Consider the following 18314-nt stretch of genomic DNA (forward strand, 5'->3'; position numbering starts at 1 on the left):
TTCGATTCTCCGGATGGGTACCTGGCTGTTGAGCAGCGTGCAAGCGGACCCGGCGGGTGGTGCCGCCCTGGATCGAAAGTGGTCAGTAAACCGATCGCTCCTGTCGCTGGCCGCTTCGGTCCGGCTGTGAGTGGGCACGGCGTGTCGGAGCCCGTCGGCGAGGCAAAGTTCGAGTTCCTTTGATTCAGTGCGCGCCTATGAGCGCTAGCGTACAGAAGCCCCTCCTGAAAGTGGGCGATGATGGTCATGATGATCGACGCAGGCTCCCGGATGGAGCGGGCATGTACACGGCACCGGGGCATGGAATCTCTGTTCGGTCGATAACATCGTTACGCACGCGGAACACAACCCCGGCTTTCGAGTAAGCGGCCGGGTCCGCATCAACCGGAGGCATGGATCATGAAAGGGCTCAAGACCGTTGGCACGCTGCTGTTCACGGCAGCGCTGCTGGCAGCATTGTCTGGCTGCGAGAAGGAAGGACCGGTGGAACATGCCGGCAAGGAGGTCGACAAGGCGATGCAGGACGCCGGCGATCAGCTTGAACAGACCGGCGAAGATATCAAGGAGGCGGCCAAATAGCATGGCCGAGGAGTGCCTGGCCACTGACCAGCCACGGGGCTGTTGTCATGGGTGATCGACTGAAGTGTCTTATTCATTGCATCCGGGAGCGGCTGTGGGATCGGCCATTCAATGTCGCTGTGTTGTCCGTCGCCGCCGTGTTTCCAGCAAAGGCGGCGGACGATCATGGCATCGGCCGGCTGAATCCTTCGATCATCCAGGCTTCGATCGAGACGTTGCTCTGCATTATATCGGCCAGCATGCTGCTGATATTGCCACCCTTGCCATCGCATCGATGGTGTCCGCCTGGGCGTCAGCCAGCAGCAATGCAAGGCTGCACGCCTATTCGCTGGTCATTTCCGACTATATTTCCCAGAACGCGCTCTCGATCTTTGTGGGCGCCGTTATCTTCAGCATCGTTGCGCCGCTGCCTTGAAAAACGGTTATTCCACAGAGTGCCGGGCGCTTCGCTTTGTTCATCATCACCGGGCTGATACTTGCCATGGTGGTCATTTCGTTCGTCGGCCGGGTCGACAGCATTGCGCCCCCAGGGGCCGGGAGTCAGGTCAATGGATGAAAACGCGCCCAGAGACGGGGAGTCAGGCCTAGGGATGAAAAGGAGTACTCAGGTGGTAGCGAGTCAGGATCCAGAACAGAGCAGCAGCTTATCCAATACCGGCCTGGTGGTTTCGGTGCGCGGCAGTGTCGTGGATATCCGCTTCGACCGGTATCTGCCGCCGATCTACTCGCTGCTGCGCGCGGGCGATGAACAGCAGATCGTGATCGAAGTGCTGGCCCAGCGCGATGCCTGTCATGTGCGCGGTATCGCCCTGACGCCGACCCAGGGGCTCGCCCGCGGGATGACCGTGAATGACACCGGCGGGCCGCTGCAAGCGCCCGTGGGCAAAGGTATTGTGTCGCGCATGTTCGATGTGTTTGGCAATACTATCGACCGCGAAGGGGCCTTGTCCGATGTTCAGTGGCGTTCGGTGCATCGGTCGCCGCCGCCCCTGGCGCGACGCTCCACCCGCGCTGAAGTGTTCGAAACCGGCATCAAGGTAATCGATGTGCTGCTGCCGCTGGAGCGTGGCGGCAAGGCGGGTCTGTTCGGTGGTGCCGGTGTGGGCAAGACGGTACTGCTCACCGAGATGATCCACAACATGATCGGGCACCAGGAGGGCATCAGCATCTTCTGCGGTATTGGCGAACGCTGCCGCGAAGGCGAGGAGCTCTACCGCGAGATGAAGCAGGCGGGGGTGCTGCAGAACATGGTGATGATCTTCGGCCAGATGAACGAGCCTCCGGGCAGCCGTTTTCGCGTGGGCCATGCCGCACTGACCATGGCCGAGTATTTCCGCGACGATGAACACCGCGATGTGTTGCTGCTTGTCGATAACATCTTCCGTTTCATCCAGGCGGGCATGGAAGTGTCCGGCCTGATGGGACAGATGCCCTCGCGCCTGGGGTATCAGCCAACCCTGGGTACCGAACTCTCGCAACTGGAGGAACGTATTTCCAATACCGACACCGGCGCTATCACCTCGATCCAGGCGGTGTATGTGCCGGCGGATGATTTCACCGATCCGGCCGCCGTGCATACCTTTTCCCACCTGTCCTCCTCCATAGTGCTGTCGCGCAAACGGGCGAGTGAGGGGCTCTATCCGGCCATCGATCCCCTGCAGTCCAGTTCCAAAATGGCCACTCCGGGTATCGTCGGCGAACGGCATTACCTTCTGGCGCAAGAGATTCGCCGCACCCTCGCGCAATACGCTCAACTCAAGGACATTATCGCCATGCTTGGCCTGGAACAGCTGTCGTCGGAGGATCGCAAGGTGGTTGCCCGCGCCCGGCGGCTGGATCGGTTTCTTACCCAACCCTTTTTCACCACCGAACAGTTCACCGGCCTGAAAGGCAAGCTCGTCAGCCTGGATGAGGCTCTGGACGGATGCGAGCGCATCCTGCACGACGAGTTCGAAGACTACCCGGAGAGTGCGCTCTACATGATCGGCTCGGTAGACGAGGCAAAACAGAAAAAGTCCACCGCCACAGCCGTGGTGGATACAGACCCCGAAACGGACGTGAAACATGGCACCGATACCGATGAACCTTAAGGTACTGCTGCCCTATGGCATCTTCGTCGAGACATCCGGCGTGTCACGCATAGTGGCGGAAACCCGGGCTGGCGCCTTTGGGCTCCTGCCGCACCGCCTGGACTGCGTGGCGGCGCTGGTACCGGGGATACTGATTTACGAAACCGCTGCGGACGGCGAACTGTTCGTCGCGGTGGATGAGGGTGTGCTGGTCAAGGCTGGCGCCCAGGTGCTGGTTTCGGTGCGCCGGGCCCAGGCCGGAGCGGACCTTAAGCAGTTGCGCCACCAGGTGGAGCAGGAGTTTCTGAGTCTGGACGCACAGGAGCAGAACCTGCGTTCGGTCATGGCAAAACTGGAAAGCGGCTTTGTGCGCCGTTTTGCGAGCCTTAACCATGACCGATAAGCCTGAAATAGAGGGACAGAAAGCGCCGGATTTTGCCACCGAGGTCGGTGCCAAGGCGGCGCGCAAGCTCAAGGCCCGGCGCCACGCCACGCCGGGAATCTGGTTTGGCCTGGGCATGATGGGCCTGATCGGCTGGTCCGTGGTGGTACCGACGCTGCTGGGTGCCGCCATCGGTTTCTGGTTGGACAAGCACAGTCCCGGCCAGTATTCGTGGACGCTGGCGCTGTTGATGGCCGGGCTGACGATCGGCTGTTTGAATGCCTGGCACTGGGTTGCCAAGGAGGATCAGGCGATGCGCGACGAACAGGAGGATAGAGATGAGTGAGATGCTGATTCTGGTCATGAGCGGTGCCGCCGGCTTTGGTCTGGGCGTGTTTTTTTTCGCCGGTCTGTGGTGGACGATTCGCCGGAGTTTCTCGGCGCAACGCCCTGCGCTGCTGTTACTCGGCAGCATGCTGTTGCGCATGGGGATCGTGCTGGCGGGGTTCTATCTGGTGTCCGATGGCGACTGGCGGCGCCTGTTGCTCTGTCTGCTGGGGTTCGTTATCGGGCGTTTTACCCTGACACGTTTCGCAGGCCCGCCACTAGAGCAGTTGCCTCCCGCAGCAAAGGAAACCGGTCATGCCCCTTAGTCCCGACGAGATGGTGCTCTGGCAGTGGGGCATAATCCAGCTCAACGCCACCATTGTGTATACCTGGCTGCTGATGCTGGTACTGGCGGTTGGTGCCAAACTGATCACCCGCAAGCTCAGCACCGGGCTGACCCGTTCCCGCTGGCAAAATCTGCTGGAGATCATCGTAACCGCGATCGTGAAACAGATCGAGGAGGTCGGTCTGTCCCATCCGCAGACCTATCTCGGTTTCCTCGGCACGCTGTTCCTGTTCGTCGCCACCGCCAGCCTGTTTACCGTTATTCCCGGCTATCAGCCGCCAACCGGATCATTGTCGACCACAGTGGCACTGGCGCTGTGCGTGTTTGTGGCGGTGCCGCTGTTCGGCATCGCGGAGCAGGGACTGGCCAACTACCTGCGCTCCTACGTACAGCCGACCTTCATCATGTTGCCGTTCAATCTCATCAGCGAGCTGTCGCGCACCCTGGCCCTGGCGGTTCGTCTGTTCGGCAACATGATGAGCGGCGCGATGATCATCGGCATTTTGCTCAGTATTACGCCCTTCGTCTTTCCGATCGTGATGACGCTGCTCGGCCTGCTCACGGGCATGGTACAGGCCTACATTTTCAGCATCCTGGCTGCGGTCTATATCGCCGCCGCCACACGGGTACGTGCCCGGGACAGCGGATCTGAGGCGCAGGTCAGCCCCGAAAAAAAACCTGGTTAAACTAAGGAAATCCTATGGATAGCATGACACTCATTGCCCTGGCTTCGATACTCATCGCCGGTCTGACCACCGGTTTCGGCACCATGGGCCCGGCGCTTGCGGAAGGCCGGGCGGTGGCGACGGCACTCACATCGCTGGCGCAGCAGCCCGACGCTGCCGCCACCATTACCCGAACCCTGTTTGTCGGTCTGGCAATGATCGAGTCCACGGCGATCTACTGCTTCGTGGTCTCGATGATTCTTATTTTTGCCAATCCGTTCTGGAATTACGCCCTCGCTCAGGCCGCAGGACAATAGACCATGCTCATCAATTGGTTCACCGTCGGCGCCCAGCTGCTCAATTTTCTCATCCTGGTGTGGTTGATGAAGCGCTTTCTGTACCAGCCCATCCTTGATGCCATAGACGCGCGGGAAAAACGGATCGCCGCCGAGCTGGCCGGCGCGGCGGCGAAACAGACCGAGGCCGAGCAGGCGCGTGATGACCTGCGTCGCAAAGATGCGGCTTTCGACCAGCAGCGCGCCACGCTGCTGAGTCAGGCGGTGGACGCGGCACAGAAGGAACGCCAGCGGCTGCTCGATGAAGCGCGACAGGCGGCCGATGCCCTGAGCGTAAAACGCAGGCAAGCACTGGAGCAGGAACAACAGCACCTGAGTGATGAGCTCGCCCGCCGCACCCGGGATGAAGTTTTTGCCATTGCGCGCAAGGCGCTGACGGATCTGGCCGGAATCGGTCTGGAGGCGCGCATGAGCGAGGTGTTCGTGCAACGTCTGCGCGATCTGGACAGCGCCACCCGTGACGATCTCGTCAGCAGCCTGACGTCCGGGTCCGAGCCGGTACTGGTTCGCAGCGCCTTCGATCTGCCGGCGCTGCAACGCAGCGCGATACAGGCGGCGCTGGAGGATCTCTTTGCAGCCAGTATCCAGCTCCAGTTCGAGACAGCGCCAAAACTGATCAACGGTATCGAGCTCAGTGTCAACGGGCGCAAACTGGGCTGGAGTATCACGGATTACCTGTCGGCGATGGAAAAAAGCGTCGGCGAACAGCTGACGGTGCCCGATGCCGATGCCGATGCCGATGCCGATGCTCCGGCCGAAACCCCTGAGTCCAAGCCCAAGCTCAAGCTCAAGCTCAAGCCCAAGTCCGAGTCCGAGTCCGAGTCCGAGTCCGAGTCCGAGTCCGAGTCCGAGTCCAAGCCCAAGCCCAAGCCCAAGCCCAAGCCCAAGCCCAAGCCCAAGTCCAAGTCTGAGCCCGAACCTGAATCCGAATCTGAATCCGAGTCGTCTGAGTCGTCTGAGTCGTCTGAGTCGTCCGGGCGGACCGAGCCGGAGCCGCGCCCATGAGTGCGCCGGCCGATACCCTGCAGGAGGTTTTTGAGCGCACCTTTGCCGATCTGCGCCAGGGGCGCGAGGCCTTCAGCCCGCAATTGACCGCACAGGAGGTGGGCCGGATCACCGGCCTGTCCACCGGCATCGCCCGGGTCAGCGGCCTGCCCGGCGTGGGGTCCGATGAGCTGGTCAGCTTTGGGGAGGGCGTATTCGGCATCGCGTTCAACGTGGACGAGGACGAAATCGGCGTGGTGCTGCTTGGCGAATACTGGCGTCTGCAGGCCGGCGACGCCGTCGAGCGCACCGGCCGGGTCATGGACGTGGGGGTAGGGGACGGCTTGCTGGGACGCGTCATTGACCCGCTCGGCCGGCCCCTCGATGGCGCAGGCCCTGTCGTCACCAGCGCACGCCTGCCCATCGAACGCCCTGCGCCGCCGATCATGGACCGGGCGCCGGTCACGGTACCGCTGCAGACCGGCCTGAAGGTGATTGACGCGCTCATTCCCGTCGGTCGAGGCCAGCGCGAACTGATCCTCGGCGACCGCCAGACCGGCAAAACCGCCATTGCCATCGATACCATCCTGAATCAGCGTGGCAAGGATGTGCTCTGTGTCTATTGCGCCATCGGCCAGCGTGCCTCTGCCGTGGCGAAGGTCGTGGCCACCTTGCGGGAGCAGGGGGCACTGGAATACTGCGTCGTGGTACTGACCGAGGGCAACGACCCGCCGGGCCTGACCTACATCGCGCCCTATGCCGCCACCAGTATCGCCGAGTATTTCATGGCCCAGGGCCGCGATCTGCTGATTGTTTACGACGACCTGACCCACCACGCCCGCGCCTATCGCGAGCTGTCTCTGCTGCTGCGCCGCCCGCCCGGTCGCGAAGCCTTCCCCGGCGACATCTTCTATATCCATTCGCGATTGCTCGAACGTTCGACACGGCTGCGGCCGGAATGTGGTGGCGGCTCGCTCACCGCGCTGCCGATCATCGAAACCGAAGCGCAAAATATCTCCGCCTATATTCCCACCAATCTGATCTCCATTACCGATGGCCAGATCTACCTGTCGCCGTCGCTGTTTGAGCTGGGGATGCTGCCGGCGGTCGATGTCGGCAAATCCGTTTCCCGCGTCGGCGGCAAGGCGCAACGGGCGGCGTACCGGGCCGTGGCCGGGGATCTCAAACTCGCCTATGCCCAGTTCGAGGAACTGGAAACCTTTGCCCGTTTCGGCGCCCGCCTGGACGAAGACACCCGCAAGGTAATCGAGCATGGCAGGCGTATCCGCGCCAGCCTCAAGCAGGCCGAATTCTCGCCCGTGCCCATGACCGCGCAGATCACCGTGCTGCTGGCGCTGGTCGAGGGCCTGTTCGACGCGGTGCCGCTGGAACGGATGGCAGAGGCGGAGTCTGCGGTGAGCACGGCAGGCAGCGAGATGGCGGACGAGGTCGGCGCGCGACTGGACAGCGCCGACAGCCTCAGCGATGCCGATCGCGCCAGCCTCCTCGCGCAAGCCCGCGCCGCCCTCGAGGCCCTAGCGCCTGAACCCGAGCCAACGCAGTCCGAGCCCCTTGACGCCGAGTCGCTGAAACCGGAGCCCGTGAATCCAGAGCCCCCGCAACCCAAGCCCCCACAACCCGAGCCGACCGGAGAGGGGGCGTGAGCAATACCACTGAGAGCCTGCGCCGCAAGATCGATAGCGCCACTGATCTGCAGTCCGTGGTCCGCACCATGAAGGCACTGGCGGCCTCGAGTATCAGCCAGTACGAGCAGGCAGTGAGTGCGCTGGGGGAGTACGCCCGCAGCGTGGAGCTGGGATTGAGCGTCTGCTTTCGCGGCGCCGATACCCTGGTAGCGATGACCACCGAAGCGGGCAATACCCAGGAGCGCGCCCTGGGGGCCGTGGTCTTTGGCTCCGACCAGGGGCTGGTGGGGAAATTCAACGATGTCGTCACCGATTATGCCCGCCAGACGCTGGCAGCCCAGCCAGTTCCACCCCTGATCTGGGCGGTCGGCGAGCGCGTGCATGCACGCCTGGAGGATGCGGGCCTGCCGCTGGCCGGCGACTTCAGCGTGCCGAACTCGGTCAAGGCGATCACCCGGCTGGTCGGGCAGATTCTGGTCGAGAGCGAGGCGCGGCTGAGCCAGGGCGAGATCAGCGGACTCTGTTTGTTCTATAACCGCCCCACCTCCGGCGCGGTCTACGCGCCTGTGAGTCAGCGGCTGTTACCGCTGGATGCCGACTGGTGCCGCCAGTTGGCCGAGCGGCCCTGGCCGACGGGCAACCTGCCCGAGGCGATAGGCGCGGGAACGACAACGCTGCAGGCGCTGATCCGGGAATATCTGTTCGTTTCGCTGTTCCGGGCCTGCGCCGAATCCCTGGCCAGCGAGAACGCGAGCCGGCTGGCGGCGATGCAGCGTGCCGACACCAACATCGGCGAACTGCTGGACGAGCTCCACCTGACCTTCCACCGCGTGCGTCAGGGCGGCATTGACGAGGAGCTGTTCGATGTCATCTCCGGCTTCGAAGCGCTGCCCAAGCGCTAGCAGGCGTATGTACGCCAGCGTACAGAGGCATCCACCGGATGGGTGCAAACTGATGCCAAGCGGGTACCCAGGCCGCCACCAAGGTGACCTGACATGAACCCAGGGAGTCCAAAATGTCCATACAACTGCATGAAGAAAACGGCGGCACCATGATTGTCGTTCAGGTTAGCGGCAAGCTGGTAAAGGCCGACTACGAACACTTTGTCCCTGAGTTCGAGCGGCTCGTTCAGGCGCACGGAAAACTGCGCCTGCTGTTCGACATGGCCGGGTTCCACGGCTGGGAGCTCAGTGCGGCCTGGGAGGACCTGAAATTTGGCGTCAAACATTTCGACGACATTGAACGACTGGCAATGGTTGGGGAAAAAAAGTGGCAACAGGGTATGGCCAGGTTCTGCAAGCCGTTTACCAAAGCCCAGGTCCGCTACTTCGATCACAGCGATGCCGCTGAGGCACGCAAATGGCTCGAACAGGCGAACGGTACTGACTGAAAGGCCGGCAGGGTGATCGACATGCCTCAGGGGGCGCCGCATCGGCGGCGGCGGCATCAAGCGCAAGGGTTGGCGGGTGGGGCCGGCTTCGTTGCCGGCAATCAGCTCACCCTGTTGCAGAACGGCGATGACTATTTTCCTGCCATCGAAGCCGCGTTTGACCAGGCCCGGCATGAAATTCAGCTTGAAACCTATATCTACGAAGACGACGCCACCGGGCAGCGGATTGCTGCGGCACTGGCAAGGGCTGCCCGGCGCGGTGTAATCGTCTGTTTGCTGATCGACGGCTATGGTTCCAGAAACCTGCCACCCGCCAGGATCGAGTGCCTTCGATCCGAGGGGGTCAGGGTGCTGGTCTACCGCCCCAGAATATCGCCCTGGACATTTCGGCGTAAGCGCCTGCGCCGCCTGCACCGAAAAATCGTGGTGGTGGACCGGCAGATTGCCTTTATCGGCGGGATCAACATTATCAATGATTGTGCCGCCGCCGGCGACCTGGCCCCTCGCCAGGACTACGCCGTCGCCGTGGAGGGGCCTCTGGTGGAGACGATTCTGCGTTCGACCTCGCGGCTCTGGTCAAGGGTGGCCTGGTTTTCCTTGCGCAAGGACTGGGCCCACCGGATCGATGTGCCGCGCCCGACCGCCGCAGGGGGAGCCATGAGCGCGGCTTTTTTGACCAGAGACAACGTCCGTCATCGCCGCGAGATCGAGGCCGCCTACCTGCAGGCGATCCGGCAGGCGCACTCCGAGATCATTCTTGCCCATGCCTACTTTCTGCCAGGGCGCGAATTCCGCCATGCACTGGCTGGCGCGGTACAGCGCGGGGTGCGGGTGGTTCTGCTGTTGCAGGGAAAAGTGGAATATCGTCTTGAGCATTACGCGGTACGGGCGCTCTATGGCACCCTCCTCAATGCGGGTATCGAGATTTACGAATACCACAAGAGCTTTCTCCACGCCAAAGTGGCGGTAATCGATGCCCATTGGGCGACCATAGGGTCTTCGAATATAGACCCCTTCAGTCTGTTGCTTTCGCTTGAGGCCAATCTGGTTGTCGACGACGAGGTCTTTGGCGGCAACTTTTCCCGGATGCTGAAAGAGACCGTCAGAACCGATGGCTGGCGGATATTGTCGGAAAGCTGGAAGCAGCAGCCCATCTATTTACGCTTTTTTAGCTGGCTCAGTTACGGACTGCTGCGTTTGATGAGAGGACTCAGCGGTTATACGCGTGAAAACGACCGGACCAGGAACGAGTGAATGCCTGGCAGCCTCCGGATGCGGTAATAGTCGAGACTCCGGGTGTCCGGAGCAGGAGAAAACATGATTAAAAAAGCAAAAACCAAACCCCATAAAGTGCCAGCGCCGGATGAACCGGCAGAAGCTCAAAATACGTTCTGCGGCCCGCATCGCAAACTGCCGCCCGTCAAGGCGCTGGCCGATGAGGATGTGCCGCTGCTCGACCGGCTGCTGCATGCAACCATGGGGCGGGTCTATGGCCTGTCTCCGGCGGCGTTGGGCCTGACCTATGCCGACTGGCTGATCCATCTCGCGCTTGCACCTGGAAAGCAGGCTGAATTGGCCGGCAGCGCCACGGACAAGATGGCGCGCCTGGCGGATTTTATGCTGCGGCAGTCCAATGGATCGCAGCCCATGGAATGTTGCGCCGAACCGCTGCCGCAGGATCACCGCTTTGTCGACCAGGGCTGGAATGAGTGGCCCTTTAATCTGTACCAGCAGGCTTTCCTGCAAACCGAGCGGTGGTGGCAGGAGGCCACCAAGGTGCGTGGCATGAGCCAGCACCATGCCGCTGTGCGGCCCTTTATCGCCCGCCAGATTCTGGATATGTGGTCGCCGCTCAATTTTCCCCTGACCAATCCGCGCATCATGAAAGCCGCCGCGGAGCAGGGCGGGCTTAACTTCGTCCGGGGCGCTCAGAATTTGATGGAAGACTGGCAGCGGCTTGTCGCGAAGCAGCCCGCCGCCGGGATGGAAGCCTATGAGGTGGGCGAGAACATTGCCGTGACCAAAGGCAAGGTGGTTTATCAAAACCGCTTGATTGAGCTGATCCAGTATGCGCCGGCGACCTCCGAGGTGTATGCCGAGCCGTTGCTGATAGTCCCGGCATGGATCATGAAATATTACATTCTCGATCTTTCGCCGGAAAACTCGCTGGTCAAATATCTGCTTGAACAGGGGCATAGCGTTTTCATGATTTCATGGAAGAATCCGGGGCCGGAGGACCGTTATCTCGGCAACAGGGATTATCGTGAGCTCGGTATCATGGATGCCCTCGAGGCGATCAATGCAATAGTGCCGAAGCAGAAAATCCATGCCGTCGGTTACTGTCTTGGCGGCACGCTGCTGTCCATTGCGGCGGCGGCGATGGCGCGGGACGGCGATGATCGGCTGAAGAGCGTCACGCTCTTCGCGGCCCAGGTCGACTTCGAGGAAGCCGGAGAGTTGCTGATGTTTATTGACGAAAGCCAGCTTGCATGGCTTGAGGACACCATGTGGGAGAAAGGCTATCTTGACCGTCAGAAGATGACGGGCACCTTCCAGTTGTTGCGCTCGCGCGATCTGTTTTGGTCGCGCATGATCGAGGACTACCTGCTGGGAGAGCGCACGTCGCCAAACGATATGATGGCCTGGAATAGCGACGCGACGCGCATGCCCTTTAAAATGCATAGCGAGTATCTGCGCGAGCTGTTCCTGAATAATGACCTCGCGGAAGGGCATTTTCGCGTCGGCGACAGGCCTGTAGCGCTGACCGATATCCGCGTGCCCATCTTTGCGGTCGGCACGCAACGGGACCATGTCGCGCCCTGGCGTTCGGTATACAAAATCAACCTGCTTACCGACACCGATGTGACCTTCCTGCTGACCAGTGGCGGCCATAATGCGGGCATTGTCAGTGAGCCGGGTCACCCGCACCGTAGCTATCAGGTCGCGACTCTGAACAGCATGGACAAGTTCGTTTCACCCCAGGAGTGGTATGAGCGTACAGCGTCGCTGGAGGGATCCTGGTGGCCGGAATGGAACGCCTGGCTGAGCAGACAATCGGACGGAAAATCCAAACCGCCTGCAACAGGCGCACCGGGCAAGGGATACCCAGGCCTGCGTGACGCGCCGGGCGACTACGTAATGATGAAGTAGAAAATCAGGGGCGAAAGAGCGGCGTGGCGAAAGTGCCGCGCCGCTCTTTTTCCCCCTGGATAGAGGACACTTTGCAGAGGATGCGTGATAGAGGAGGTTCCCCGCTATCAGCCGATACGTATGCTGTCCAGCGACCCCAGCACGCCGAAGGCCTGCAGCAGCCATAGCACCACAGCGATGACGACGACGATATTGAGGATGTTCTTGATTTTTCGGTCCATGGGTATGTAGGCGTTGACGAGCCAGAGCAGTACGCCAACCACGATCAGGACGATGACCAGATTAATAAGAGGCACGTGCATTCTCCTTTAGCATCATTGGGTGTTCGGCAGCGCAAGCGGATTTTCAGCTACGGCGTGATGATTCAGCATCGCTGCCGTTGAAATGCACTCAGGCTGCCTGCGAATTTGGACAGACGCCGGTCGCGTCTGTCCCCTGCGGGTTTAGCGGTTGATGCGGGAAATTTTTGTGCCCTCAATGCTGATGCCCGCCATCAATCCCTGCTGGCTGAAAATAAACGCATAGGCGTCATCCTTCAGCGTGGATGTTGACAAGTTTCTGGCCACGCCTTCGTCAACCAGGACAACGGTAGGACCGACGCCAAGTTCCCAGCCGTTCGACTCTTCGAGATAGCGGACGGCCTCGTCAGTCATCAGAAAAACGGCATAGCCGTAGGACTGGGCGCCAATTTGCAGGCCCCAGGACCCGGTAACGGAGCTGTAATAATCGGCGACGGTCGAGCCCTTGAACAAGACGCCTTCGCCATAGCTGCCACCGAATACCAGGCCGGCCTTTACGATATTTGGAAATACGAGAATTGCCTTGGCCGAATTCGACAGGGTTTGAGCAACAGCTTCGGTCTTATAAAGGGTCTGCAGAGCTTGCTGCGAATCCCTGTCCAGGTCCTCGGCGGTTGCCGCCCTGGCCTGATTCATCACCCCCATCGCGACCATGGTGACCGTTGCGAATATGAGTGCGAGGAAGTGGCGTTGTTTGCTGTACATGTTAAAACTCCTCCCGGGTTGGGATCTTGTTCATACGCCGGCTGATGGAAGAGCCCATCACACGCCTTCATGTTGCCACCGGTCTTTCGCTGCATGGCATCCTGTGCAGTAGCAGCCTGAACCGGTTTGACGGACGTCCGGATGTCACAACAACGCTAATCTTCTGGCGGTTCCCGGTCTGTACGCCAGCGCACACAGCGTTGCGGGCGGAGCTCGGCGAGGAGTGCGCATTGGCGAGCGCCTGTCCCGGTGGCGACATCAAGGCGCCTCTATGTGCGTCGCCGCACCGACGGCAATCGGGATTGTGCTTAGGCTTGTATCGCGACAGGGAGAAATCGATTGGCGACTTCTCTCCTGAGGTGCGGAATGGGAGGCGTTCGAGATGAACTGGGATATTGTTGAAGGTAACTGGAAGCAGGTTAAGGGCAAGGTGAAAGCACAGTGGGGCAAGCTCACCGATGATCACCTCGATGAGATTGGCGGCAAGCGTGACGAGCTGGCGGGCAAGATCCAGGAGGCGTACGGCGTATCGAAAGATGAAGCCGAAGCGCAGATCAAGCGGTTTGAAGATCAAACCGGGGATTAACCGGCATCTGTCACGGGGGGACCGGGCCGCGTATATGGAATGATGTCGATCCCCGCGACCGGAATGGCTGATGCACTCTCTCAGCACCCGCCGCGGTGCTGAAACGGGGCGACCATGCCGCGCTGACGATGGCCAGGAGGCTGTCCGAGAATGCGGTACCAGCCGACGCTGCATGAATACGGCTTGCGCAGATGCCAACATGGTGGCGTTTTTGGTCACACTATTGTCACAACAGGAGATCAATCATGAAAACGCACAAACTTGCCTTGGCTGCCTTGATCGGGTCTATGACCCTGTCGACCGCAGCAATGGCCGCAGATGCGGCGCCAGAGTCCGAAGCGGGGAAGTCCGCAATGAGTTCGGATGCACGGCAGCAAATGGGGATTGAGAGCAAGGACAAGCTCGAACAGGCGCTTGGGGTCGGTAAAGACAAGGCCCATTACACTAAGACGCTGGAAGAAATGGGTTTCCAGGTGACCTCGGTCAATGATAGCGATGAAACGAACCTTGAACTCGAAGTCGTAAAAGCTGATACCACCTACGAAGTCGAAGTGGAGTTCGATGCAGAAACCAAGCTATCGACCTCGGTTGATGTCTCCTCCAATGTGTGGGAAACCGATGCCACGGAGCAGGCCAAGGGCGAGAACGTCGCGTCTATGGCCCTGCCGACCGCAGCAATCGCAGCAATCGCCGCGCAAGATCCCGAAGCGGGGAAAATGGGGATTGAGAGCAAGGACAAGCTCGAACAGGCGCTTGGGGTCGGTAAGGACAAGGCCCACTACACTAAGGCGCTGGAAGACATGGGTTACAAGGTGACCTCGGTCAATGATAACGATGAGACCAACCTTGAGCTCGAAGTCGTAAAAGATGACACCAGCTACGAAGTCGAAGTGAAGTTCGATGCAGAAACCAAGCTATCGACCTCGGTTGATGTCTCCTCCAATGTGTGGGAAACCGAAGCCACGGAGAAGGCAAAGGGCGAGAATTGAGCTGGCCTAATGGTGCCGGACACCTCAGTTAAGAGATAATCTTTGAAACCGAAGTAGATGACGACGAGAAATAAATACACCAAAGAGTGCAAACAGGACGCGGTCCGACGGGTCACGGAGCAAGGCGATGCGGACTGAGGCGGCCCGGAACCTGGGGATCAATGCCAGCATGCTGGGACGCTGGGTCCGGGAATTCCAGGCGGATGAGAACGACTCATTCCGGGGTAATGGCAAGCTGACGCGGGAGCAGGACGAGCTGCGTCGCCTGAGTGACGAGAATCGTCGGCTGAAGCATCACACCTCTCTACCACACATCTACACTCGTCTCGAGCCGCTCGCAGCGGGAGGGCAAGGTGCCCTCCCGGCCAGGGTCAGCCTTCTTTCATACCCAGACTGAGCCGACGGCCACTGGCGACCAGATAGCCGAGGTAGGCGGCGCCGATGGCGAGCCGGATACCACCGCGGCAACATCCGCAAGAAGCTTAATCTCAATAACGCGACGGAACTGACACGCTATGCCCTCGACAATGGCCTCTTGGGTAACCCGGGCGGCGGCTTCAAGCGATAAGCTGTGGCGCCCGGCGCGCCCAGACAACGTTCGCGCAGCAAGGCTAAGGCCGTCCGCGGTTACGAATAGGGTACAACGGGCTTAGAGTGAGTCATCCTGCTGTTGGAGGTCACCATGCATAGGTACAGGGGCATACTCGGGTGGCGTGCGCTGCTGCTGATGATGGTCGTGGCGACTACAGCAACTGCGTCGGATGGTACTGGGCTCAATAGCACGCGGGTCTATGAGTTACCGTCGGGCTCCCGGCCCCACGATGTGGCGTCGGCGCCGGATGGCAAGGTCTGGTATACCGGCCAGCGCCGCGGCGTGCTCGGGATTCTGGAGCCGGAAACCGGGGTGGTGCGCGAGGTGCCTCTGGGGAGTGGTTCGGCCCCCCACGGCGTTATTGCGGGGCCGGATGGGGCCGCCTGGATCACCGATGGCGGTCTGAATGCCATTGTTCGTTTCGATCCGGCGTCCGAACGGGTCACTCTGTTCCCGCTGCCGCCGGCGTGGCCCCAGGCGAATTTGAATACCGCGGCTTTCGATAGCGACGGTCTGCTCTGGTTTACCGGGCAGAACGGGATCTACGGCCGCCTGGATCCGGCCAGCGGTGCAATGCAAGTCTGGGACGCCCCCCGGGGGCCTGGGCCCTATGGCATTGCGGCAACGCCCTCCGGCGAAATCTACTACGCTTCTCTGGCCGCCAGCCATATTGCCCGCATTGATCGCAATACAGGTGCTGCGACCCTGATCGAGCCGCCGCGGGCGGGGCAGGGCGCGCGCAGGGTCTGGTCGGACAGCGTCGGCCGTATCTGGGTAGCTGAGTGGAATTCGGGCTTCCTCAGCCGGTTCGATCCGGGCGGTGATTCCGGTAATGGCCGCTGGAGCAGCTGGAGACTGCCGGGCGAGGCGCCACGGGCCTATGCCGTCTATGTGGATGAGCGCGACATCATCTGGGTCAGCGATTTTGGCGCCAACGCCGTGCTGAGTTTCGACCCGCAAACGGAAACCTTTGCTTCTTATCCCGGCAGCGCCCCCGGCGCCATGGTGCGGCAGATTCTCGGCCGTGCAGGCGAGGTCTGGTTGCCGGAATCCGGTCTGGACCGGCTAGTACGGATTAGGCCTTGAGAAACACTGTCCCGTTACGCCCTAATCCTGTTCGTTAACCTGAGTCAGCATTGCAAGACTGTGTTGTGGCAATTTGGTACGCTAGCCAGGTTTAAACCATTGTTATCCGACGTATTACAGTAAGAACTGCTGCCTTTGGGAGAACGTTTTTGGAGCTTGGAATCATGGAAGCTGAGGCGACGCAAACATCGGCCAGCCTTGCTCGACAGGCGTTGCATCAGGCGCTCAGGGAGCAGCAGTGGCGGGCCGGTGAAAAGCTCCCGCCGGAACGGGAGCTCTGCGAGACTCTGGGGGTCAAGCGCATGTCGCTGCGCCAGGCATTGCTGGCGCTGGAGAACGAGGGGGCGATTTTCCGCATCGACCGCAAGGGCTGGTTTGTTGCCCAGCCCCGTTTTATCTATGACCCGCTTGGCCATGTCAGCTTTCAGCGTGCGGCCCGTGAACAGGGCGACGCCAGCTGGCAGGATCTGGAACAGGAGAGCATAGTCGCGGACGCCGCACAGGCGGCTGATTTCGCTCTTGATATCGGGGTTCCGCTGCTGCGGGTGTTTGGCTGGGGGGCCTTTAATGGCCACCGCATTTTTGTCCATGATGTGCTGATCAACTGTCAGTTGGCCCCGGACTACCCGGACAAGCTGGAGGGCCGCTCCTTTACCGAGGTGTGGGAGCAGGAGTTCAATATCACTCCGATGCTGGCCGATCTGCTGATCCGGCCCATCCGGCTGGAGGGCAGGGCCCAGCAGCTGCTGGGCTGCACCAATGGTGCGCCGGGTCTGTATATCAAGCGGACCAAGAGTGACGGCAAGGGGCGCATCATTCAGATTGATCGCGAGTTCTGGCGCTTTGAGGCACTGGAGCTGCATTTTGCGGTAAAGGACGCCACCTGATACCGGTATGAACGGCGGCCTGGGGCTGCAAGGGGCCTTTCAGGCGGCCATAAAGCGCTTTACGTATTCCTGCCTTACCGCTATCCAATAGGGCGGATCGGCCTGCCACCACCAGAGGTTTTCCAGCGCAGCGTTTGAATAGGTCGCATTGTAGGCTTCCCTTACCTCGGGCAACAGGTGATCCTCGGCACCGGCGACGCAGGAATTGTAGCCCGACTGGTTAGTCATCATTGCGCCCACGTCGGGTTTTAGCAGGTGATTGATAAAGGCATAGGCCTGTCCCAGGTTGTCGGCGCCCGATGGAATCCCCACTGAGTCCAGCCAGGCGAGTCCGCCTTCCTTGGGCATTTGATAGCGATAGCGCCCTTTGCTCTGCTTGAACAGGGTGAGGCCCGGACCGTCCCAGGTCTGTCCGATAACACAAGATTCCTGCGCAAAGGCGGACAGTATTTCCGGGGTGCTGTGCCAGTAGGCGCGGATATTCTGCTTGCGGCGGATGGCAAAGGCTGTGGCCCTTTCCAGAATGTCTCGATATTTCTCCTCGCTGCGATAGGCATTATGCATGCGCTCAGAAGGCAATTCTGCGTTGTAATCCAGCGCCAGTCCCAGGGCGATCAGCGCCGAGCTGGGCCTGAGAGTGACGAGCCCAAGATTATCCGGGTGCCAGAGATCCAGATAGGACAGTTCCCCCTCAGGGTAGTTGCGCATCGAACTGTCGAAGGTGATGGCTTCCGTTCCCCAGGCAAAAGGCAGCAGGTAGCGCTTGCCCTGATGGGTGGCGCCGAGTTCAAGGGATGACGCCAGCATGCTCGGTACGAGGTTGTCGAGGTCAAGCCGGCTCTCGTTCAAGGGTTGCAGCAGCCCCAGGGGATAATAATGGCTGGCGTTGGTGACGGAGGGGAAGATGAGATCGAACCCCTTGCCCTCTGTTGTCCGTAGTCGGCTCAGCGCCTGGTCGTTATCGCCATAGGTCCGGAGGCGGACTTTGATGCCGGTTTTGTCTTCGAACGATCGAATCATGTCGGGCCAGATATAGTCGGGCCAGCTCAAGACGTTGAGCTCACCGGACGATGCCCGTGCTTTAGGGCTGATAATGGCCGGCGCCAGCCCACCCATGCAGGAAATAACCGATGTCGTGGCCATTCCTTTCAGAAATGTCCGTCGCGACAGCGGATGCTGTGGGCCCGGATCGTCGCTTGGGCCTTCAGCACTGCGGCTTGGGTTGTCTTCAGTGATGGCTGATTTTTTTTCGATCGTCATGTTGATGACCTTGTTG

General features: G+C 60.6%; 22 protein-coding genes. 19 read left to right on the forward strand and 3 right to left on the reverse strand.

All coding sequences use genetic code 11. The features are described from left to right. The first annotated feature begins 399 nt into the window (after positions 1-399). The 14 genes from MRS74_RS07910 to MRS74_RS07975 all read left to right on the forward strand — a co-directional run bounded on the left by MRS74_RS07910 (position 400) and on the right by MRS74_RS07975 (position 11894). Positions 400-579 carry a hypothetical protein gene (locus MRS74_RS07910; protein ID WP_254579736.1) on the forward strand — a complete coding sequence of 60 codons (180 nt, stop codon included), beginning with the start codon at positions 400-402 and terminating at the stop codon, positions 577-579. Between the two features lie 94 nt (positions 580-673). Continuing rightward, on the forward strand, positions 674-994 hold the full coding sequence (locus tag MRS74_RS07915) for a hypothetical protein (protein ID WP_254579737.1): 321 nt from the start codon (positions 674-676) through the stop codon (positions 992-994). A 175-nt stretch (positions 995-1169) separates the two neighbouring features. Then, positions 1170-2669 (forward strand): F0F1 ATP synthase subunit beta, encoded by a 1500-nt coding sequence (gene atpD, locus MRS74_RS07920; protein ID WP_254579738.1) that lies wholly within the window; start codon positions 1170-1172, stop codon positions 2667-2669. Beyond that, complete coding sequence (locus MRS74_RS07925) at positions 2644-3051, forward strand: F0F1 ATP synthase subunit epsilon (RefSeq protein ID WP_254579739.1); 408 nt, start codon at positions 2644-2646, stop codon at positions 3049-3051. The genes atpD and MRS74_RS07925 overlap by 26 nt, the downstream gene beginning before the upstream one ends. Next, entirely contained in the window at positions 3041-3376 is a 336-nt protein-coding gene (locus tag MRS74_RS07930; RefSeq protein ID WP_254579740.1) for an AtpZ/AtpI family protein, read from the forward strand. Before MRS74_RS07925 ends, MRS74_RS07930 begins: the two co-directional genes overlap by 11 nt. After that, complete coding sequence (locus MRS74_RS07935) at positions 3369-3683, forward strand: ATP synthase subunit I (RefSeq protein ID WP_254579741.1); 315 nt, start codon at positions 3369-3371, stop codon at positions 3681-3683. The genes MRS74_RS07930 and MRS74_RS07935 overlap by 8 nt, the downstream gene beginning before the upstream one ends. Then, positions 3673-4389 (forward strand): F0F1 ATP synthase subunit A, encoded by a 717-nt coding sequence (locus MRS74_RS07940; RefSeq protein ID WP_254579742.1) that lies wholly within the window; start codon positions 3673-3675, stop codon positions 4387-4389. Before MRS74_RS07935 ends, MRS74_RS07940 begins: the two co-directional genes overlap by 11 nt. A gap of 14 nt (positions 4390-4403) precedes the next feature. Further along, on the forward strand, positions 4404-4685 hold the full coding sequence (locus tag MRS74_RS07945; protein ID WP_254579743.1) for a F0F1 ATP synthase subunit C: 282 nt from the start codon (positions 4404-4406) through the stop codon (positions 4683-4685). A gap of 3 nt (positions 4686-4688) precedes the next feature. Continuing rightward, entirely contained in the window at positions 4689-5729 is a 1041-nt protein-coding gene (locus MRS74_RS07950; protein WP_254579744.1) for a F0F1 ATP synthase subunit delta, read from the forward strand. Next, entirely contained in the window at positions 5726-7372 is a 1647-nt protein-coding gene (locus MRS74_RS07955; protein ID WP_254579745.1) for an alternate F1F0 ATPase, F1 subunit alpha, read from the forward strand. The genes MRS74_RS07950 and MRS74_RS07955 overlap by 4 nt, the downstream gene beginning before the upstream one ends. Continuing rightward, positions 7369-8256, forward strand: coding sequence for a F0F1 ATP synthase subunit gamma (locus MRS74_RS07960; protein WP_254579746.1), 888 nt, complete (start codon positions 7369-7371; stop codon positions 8254-8256). The genes MRS74_RS07955 and MRS74_RS07960 overlap by 4 nt, the downstream gene beginning before the upstream one ends. 113 nt (positions 8257-8369) lie before the next feature. After that, positions 8370-8744, forward strand: coding sequence for a SpoIIAA family protein (locus tag MRS74_RS07965; protein WP_254579747.1), 375 nt, complete (start codon positions 8370-8372; stop codon positions 8742-8744). A gap of 69 nt (positions 8745-8813) precedes the next feature. Then, a complete protein-coding gene (gene clsB / locus MRS74_RS07970; protein ID WP_254579748.1) occupies positions 8814-9998 on the forward strand; it encodes a cardiolipin synthase ClsB in 1185 nt (394 codons plus the stop codon). 63 nt (positions 9999-10061) lie between these two features. Next, a complete protein-coding gene (locus tag MRS74_RS07975; RefSeq protein WP_254579749.1) occupies positions 10062-11894 on the forward strand; it encodes a PHA/PHB synthase family protein in 1833 nt (610 codons plus the stop codon). Positions 11895-12001: 107 nt separating this feature from the next. Here the strand turns inward: MRS74_RS07975 and MRS74_RS07980 are convergent, their stop codons facing one another. Beyond that, complete coding sequence (locus MRS74_RS07980; RefSeq protein WP_254579750.1) at positions 12002-12196, reverse strand: Thivi_2564 family membrane protein; 195 nt, start codon at positions 12194-12196, stop codon at positions 12002-12004. A 141-nt stretch (positions 12197-12337) separates the two neighbouring features. Beyond that, positions 12338-12898 (reverse strand): lipid-binding SYLF domain-containing protein, encoded by a 561-nt coding sequence (locus MRS74_RS07985; RefSeq protein WP_254579751.1) that lies wholly within the window; start codon positions 12896-12898, stop codon positions 12338-12340. 382 nt (positions 12899-13280) lie between these two features. Between MRS74_RS07985 and MRS74_RS07990 the strand changes: the two genes are divergently transcribed. From MRS74_RS07990 to MRS74_RS08010, 5 genes are all read left to right on the forward strand, one after another. Continuing rightward, the gene (locus tag MRS74_RS07990) at positions 13281-13484 is read left to right on the forward strand and encodes a CsbD family protein (protein WP_254579752.1); all 204 of its coding nucleotides are present in this window, start codon (positions 13281-13283) and stop codon (positions 13482-13484) included. 245 nt (positions 13485-13729) lie between these two features. Beyond that, positions 13730-14473 carry a hypothetical protein gene (locus MRS74_RS07995; protein ID WP_254579753.1) on the forward strand — a complete coding sequence of 248 codons (744 nt, stop codon included), beginning with the start codon at positions 13730-13732 and terminating at the stop codon, positions 14471-14473. Between the two features lie 127 nt (positions 14474-14600). Then, complete coding sequence (locus tag MRS74_RS24325; protein ID WP_438362321.1) at positions 14601-14870, forward strand: transposase; 270 nt, start codon at positions 14601-14603, stop codon at positions 14868-14870. A gap of 285 nt (positions 14871-15155) precedes the next feature. Beyond that, the gene (locus MRS74_RS08005; RefSeq protein ID WP_254579754.1) at positions 15156-16151 is read left to right on the forward strand and encodes a Vgb family protein; all 996 of its coding nucleotides are present in this window, start codon (positions 15156-15158) and stop codon (positions 16149-16151) included. 164 nt (positions 16152-16315) lie between these two features. Beyond that, complete coding sequence (locus MRS74_RS08010) at positions 16316-17038, forward strand: GntR family transcriptional regulator (RefSeq protein WP_254579755.1); 723 nt, start codon at positions 16316-16318, stop codon at positions 17036-17038. Positions 17039-17077: 39 nt separating this feature from the next. Here MRS74_RS08010 and MRS74_RS08015 read toward each other — a convergent pair whose 3' ends face one another. Continuing rightward, positions 17078-18298: an extracellular solute-binding protein gene (locus tag MRS74_RS08015; protein ID WP_254579756.1), complete on the reverse strand. Its 1221-nt coding sequence runs from the start codon at positions 18296-18298 to the stop codon at positions 17078-17080. Between the last annotated feature and the right edge of the window lie 16 nt (positions 18299-18314).

This window comes from Marinobacterium sedimentorum (assembly GCF_024267675.1).
Classification (GTDB): domain Bacteria; phylum Pseudomonadota; class Gammaproteobacteria; order Pseudomonadales; family Balneatricaceae; genus Marinobacterium_A; species Marinobacterium_A sedimentorum.

What these genes read in the sequence shown, in the direction of transcription:
- MRS74_RS07975 (WP_254579749.1), top strand. Translation starts at nt 10,062, where the DNA reads ATGATTAAAAAAGCAAAAACCAAACCCCATAAAGTGCCAGCGCCGGAT.
- MRS74_RS07990 (WP_254579752.1), top strand. Translation starts at nt 13,281, where the DNA reads ATGAACTGGGATATTGTTGAAGGTAACTGGAAGCAGGTTAAGGGCAAG.
- MRS74_RS08015 (WP_254579756.1), bottom strand. Translation starts at nt 18,298, where the DNA reads ATGACGATCGAAAAAAAATCAGCCATCACTGAAGACAACCCAAGCCGC.
- MRS74_RS08005 (WP_254579754.1), top strand. Translation starts at nt 15,156, where the DNA reads ATGCATAGGTACAGGGGCATACTCGGGTGGCGTGCGCTGCTGCTGATG.
- MRS74_RS07950 (WP_254579744.1), top strand. Translation starts at nt 4,689, where the DNA reads ATGCTCATCAATTGGTTCACCGTCGGCGCCCAGCTGCTCAATTTTCTC.
- MRS74_RS07985 (WP_254579751.1), bottom strand. Translation starts at nt 12,898, where the DNA reads ATGTACAGCAAACAACGCCACTTCCTCGCACTCATATTCGCAACGGTC.
- MRS74_RS07945 (WP_254579743.1), top strand. Translation starts at nt 4,404, where the DNA reads ATGGATAGCATGACACTCATTGCCCTGGCTTCGATACTCATCGCCGGT.
- MRS74_RS07935 (WP_254579741.1), top strand. Translation starts at nt 3,369, where the DNA reads ATGAGTGAGATGCTGATTCTGGTCATGAGCGGTGCCGCCGGCTTTGGT.
- MRS74_RS24325 (WP_438362321.1), top strand. Translation starts at nt 14,601, where the DNA reads ATGCGGACTGAGGCGGCCCGGAACCTGGGGATCAATGCCAGCATGCTG.
- MRS74_RS07930 (WP_254579740.1), top strand. Translation starts at nt 3,041, where the DNA reads ATGACCGATAAGCCTGAAATAGAGGGACAGAAAGCGCCGGATTTTGCC.
- MRS74_RS07955 (WP_254579745.1), top strand. Translation starts at nt 5,726, where the DNA reads ATGAGTGCGCCGGCCGATACCCTGCAGGAGGTTTTTGAGCGCACCTTT.
- MRS74_RS07940 (WP_254579742.1), top strand. Translation starts at nt 3,673, where the DNA reads ATGCCCCTTAGTCCCGACGAGATGGTGCTCTGGCAGTGGGGCATAATC.
- MRS74_RS07995 (WP_254579753.1), top strand. Translation starts at nt 13,730, where the DNA reads ATGAAAACGCACAAACTTGCCTTGGCTGCCTTGATCGGGTCTATGACC.
- MRS74_RS07925 (WP_254579739.1), top strand. Translation starts at nt 2,644, where the DNA reads ATGGCACCGATACCGATGAACCTTAAGGTACTGCTGCCCTATGGCATC.
- MRS74_RS07965 (WP_254579747.1), top strand. Translation starts at nt 8,370, where the DNA reads ATGTCCATACAACTGCATGAAGAAAACGGCGGCACCATGATTGTCGTT.
- MRS74_RS08010 (WP_254579755.1), top strand. Translation starts at nt 16,316, where the DNA reads ATGGAAGCTGAGGCGACGCAAACATCGGCCAGCCTTGCTCGACAGGCG.
- MRS74_RS07910 (WP_254579736.1), top strand. Translation starts at nt 400, where the DNA reads ATGAAAGGGCTCAAGACCGTTGGCACGCTGCTGTTCACGGCAGCGCTG.
- atpD (WP_254579738.1), top strand. Translation starts at nt 1,170, where the DNA reads ATGAAAAGGAGTACTCAGGTGGTAGCGAGTCAGGATCCAGAACAGAGC.
- MRS74_RS07980 (WP_254579750.1), bottom strand. Translation starts at nt 12,196, where the DNA reads ATGCACGTGCCTCTTATTAATCTGGTCATCGTCCTGATCGTGGTTGGC.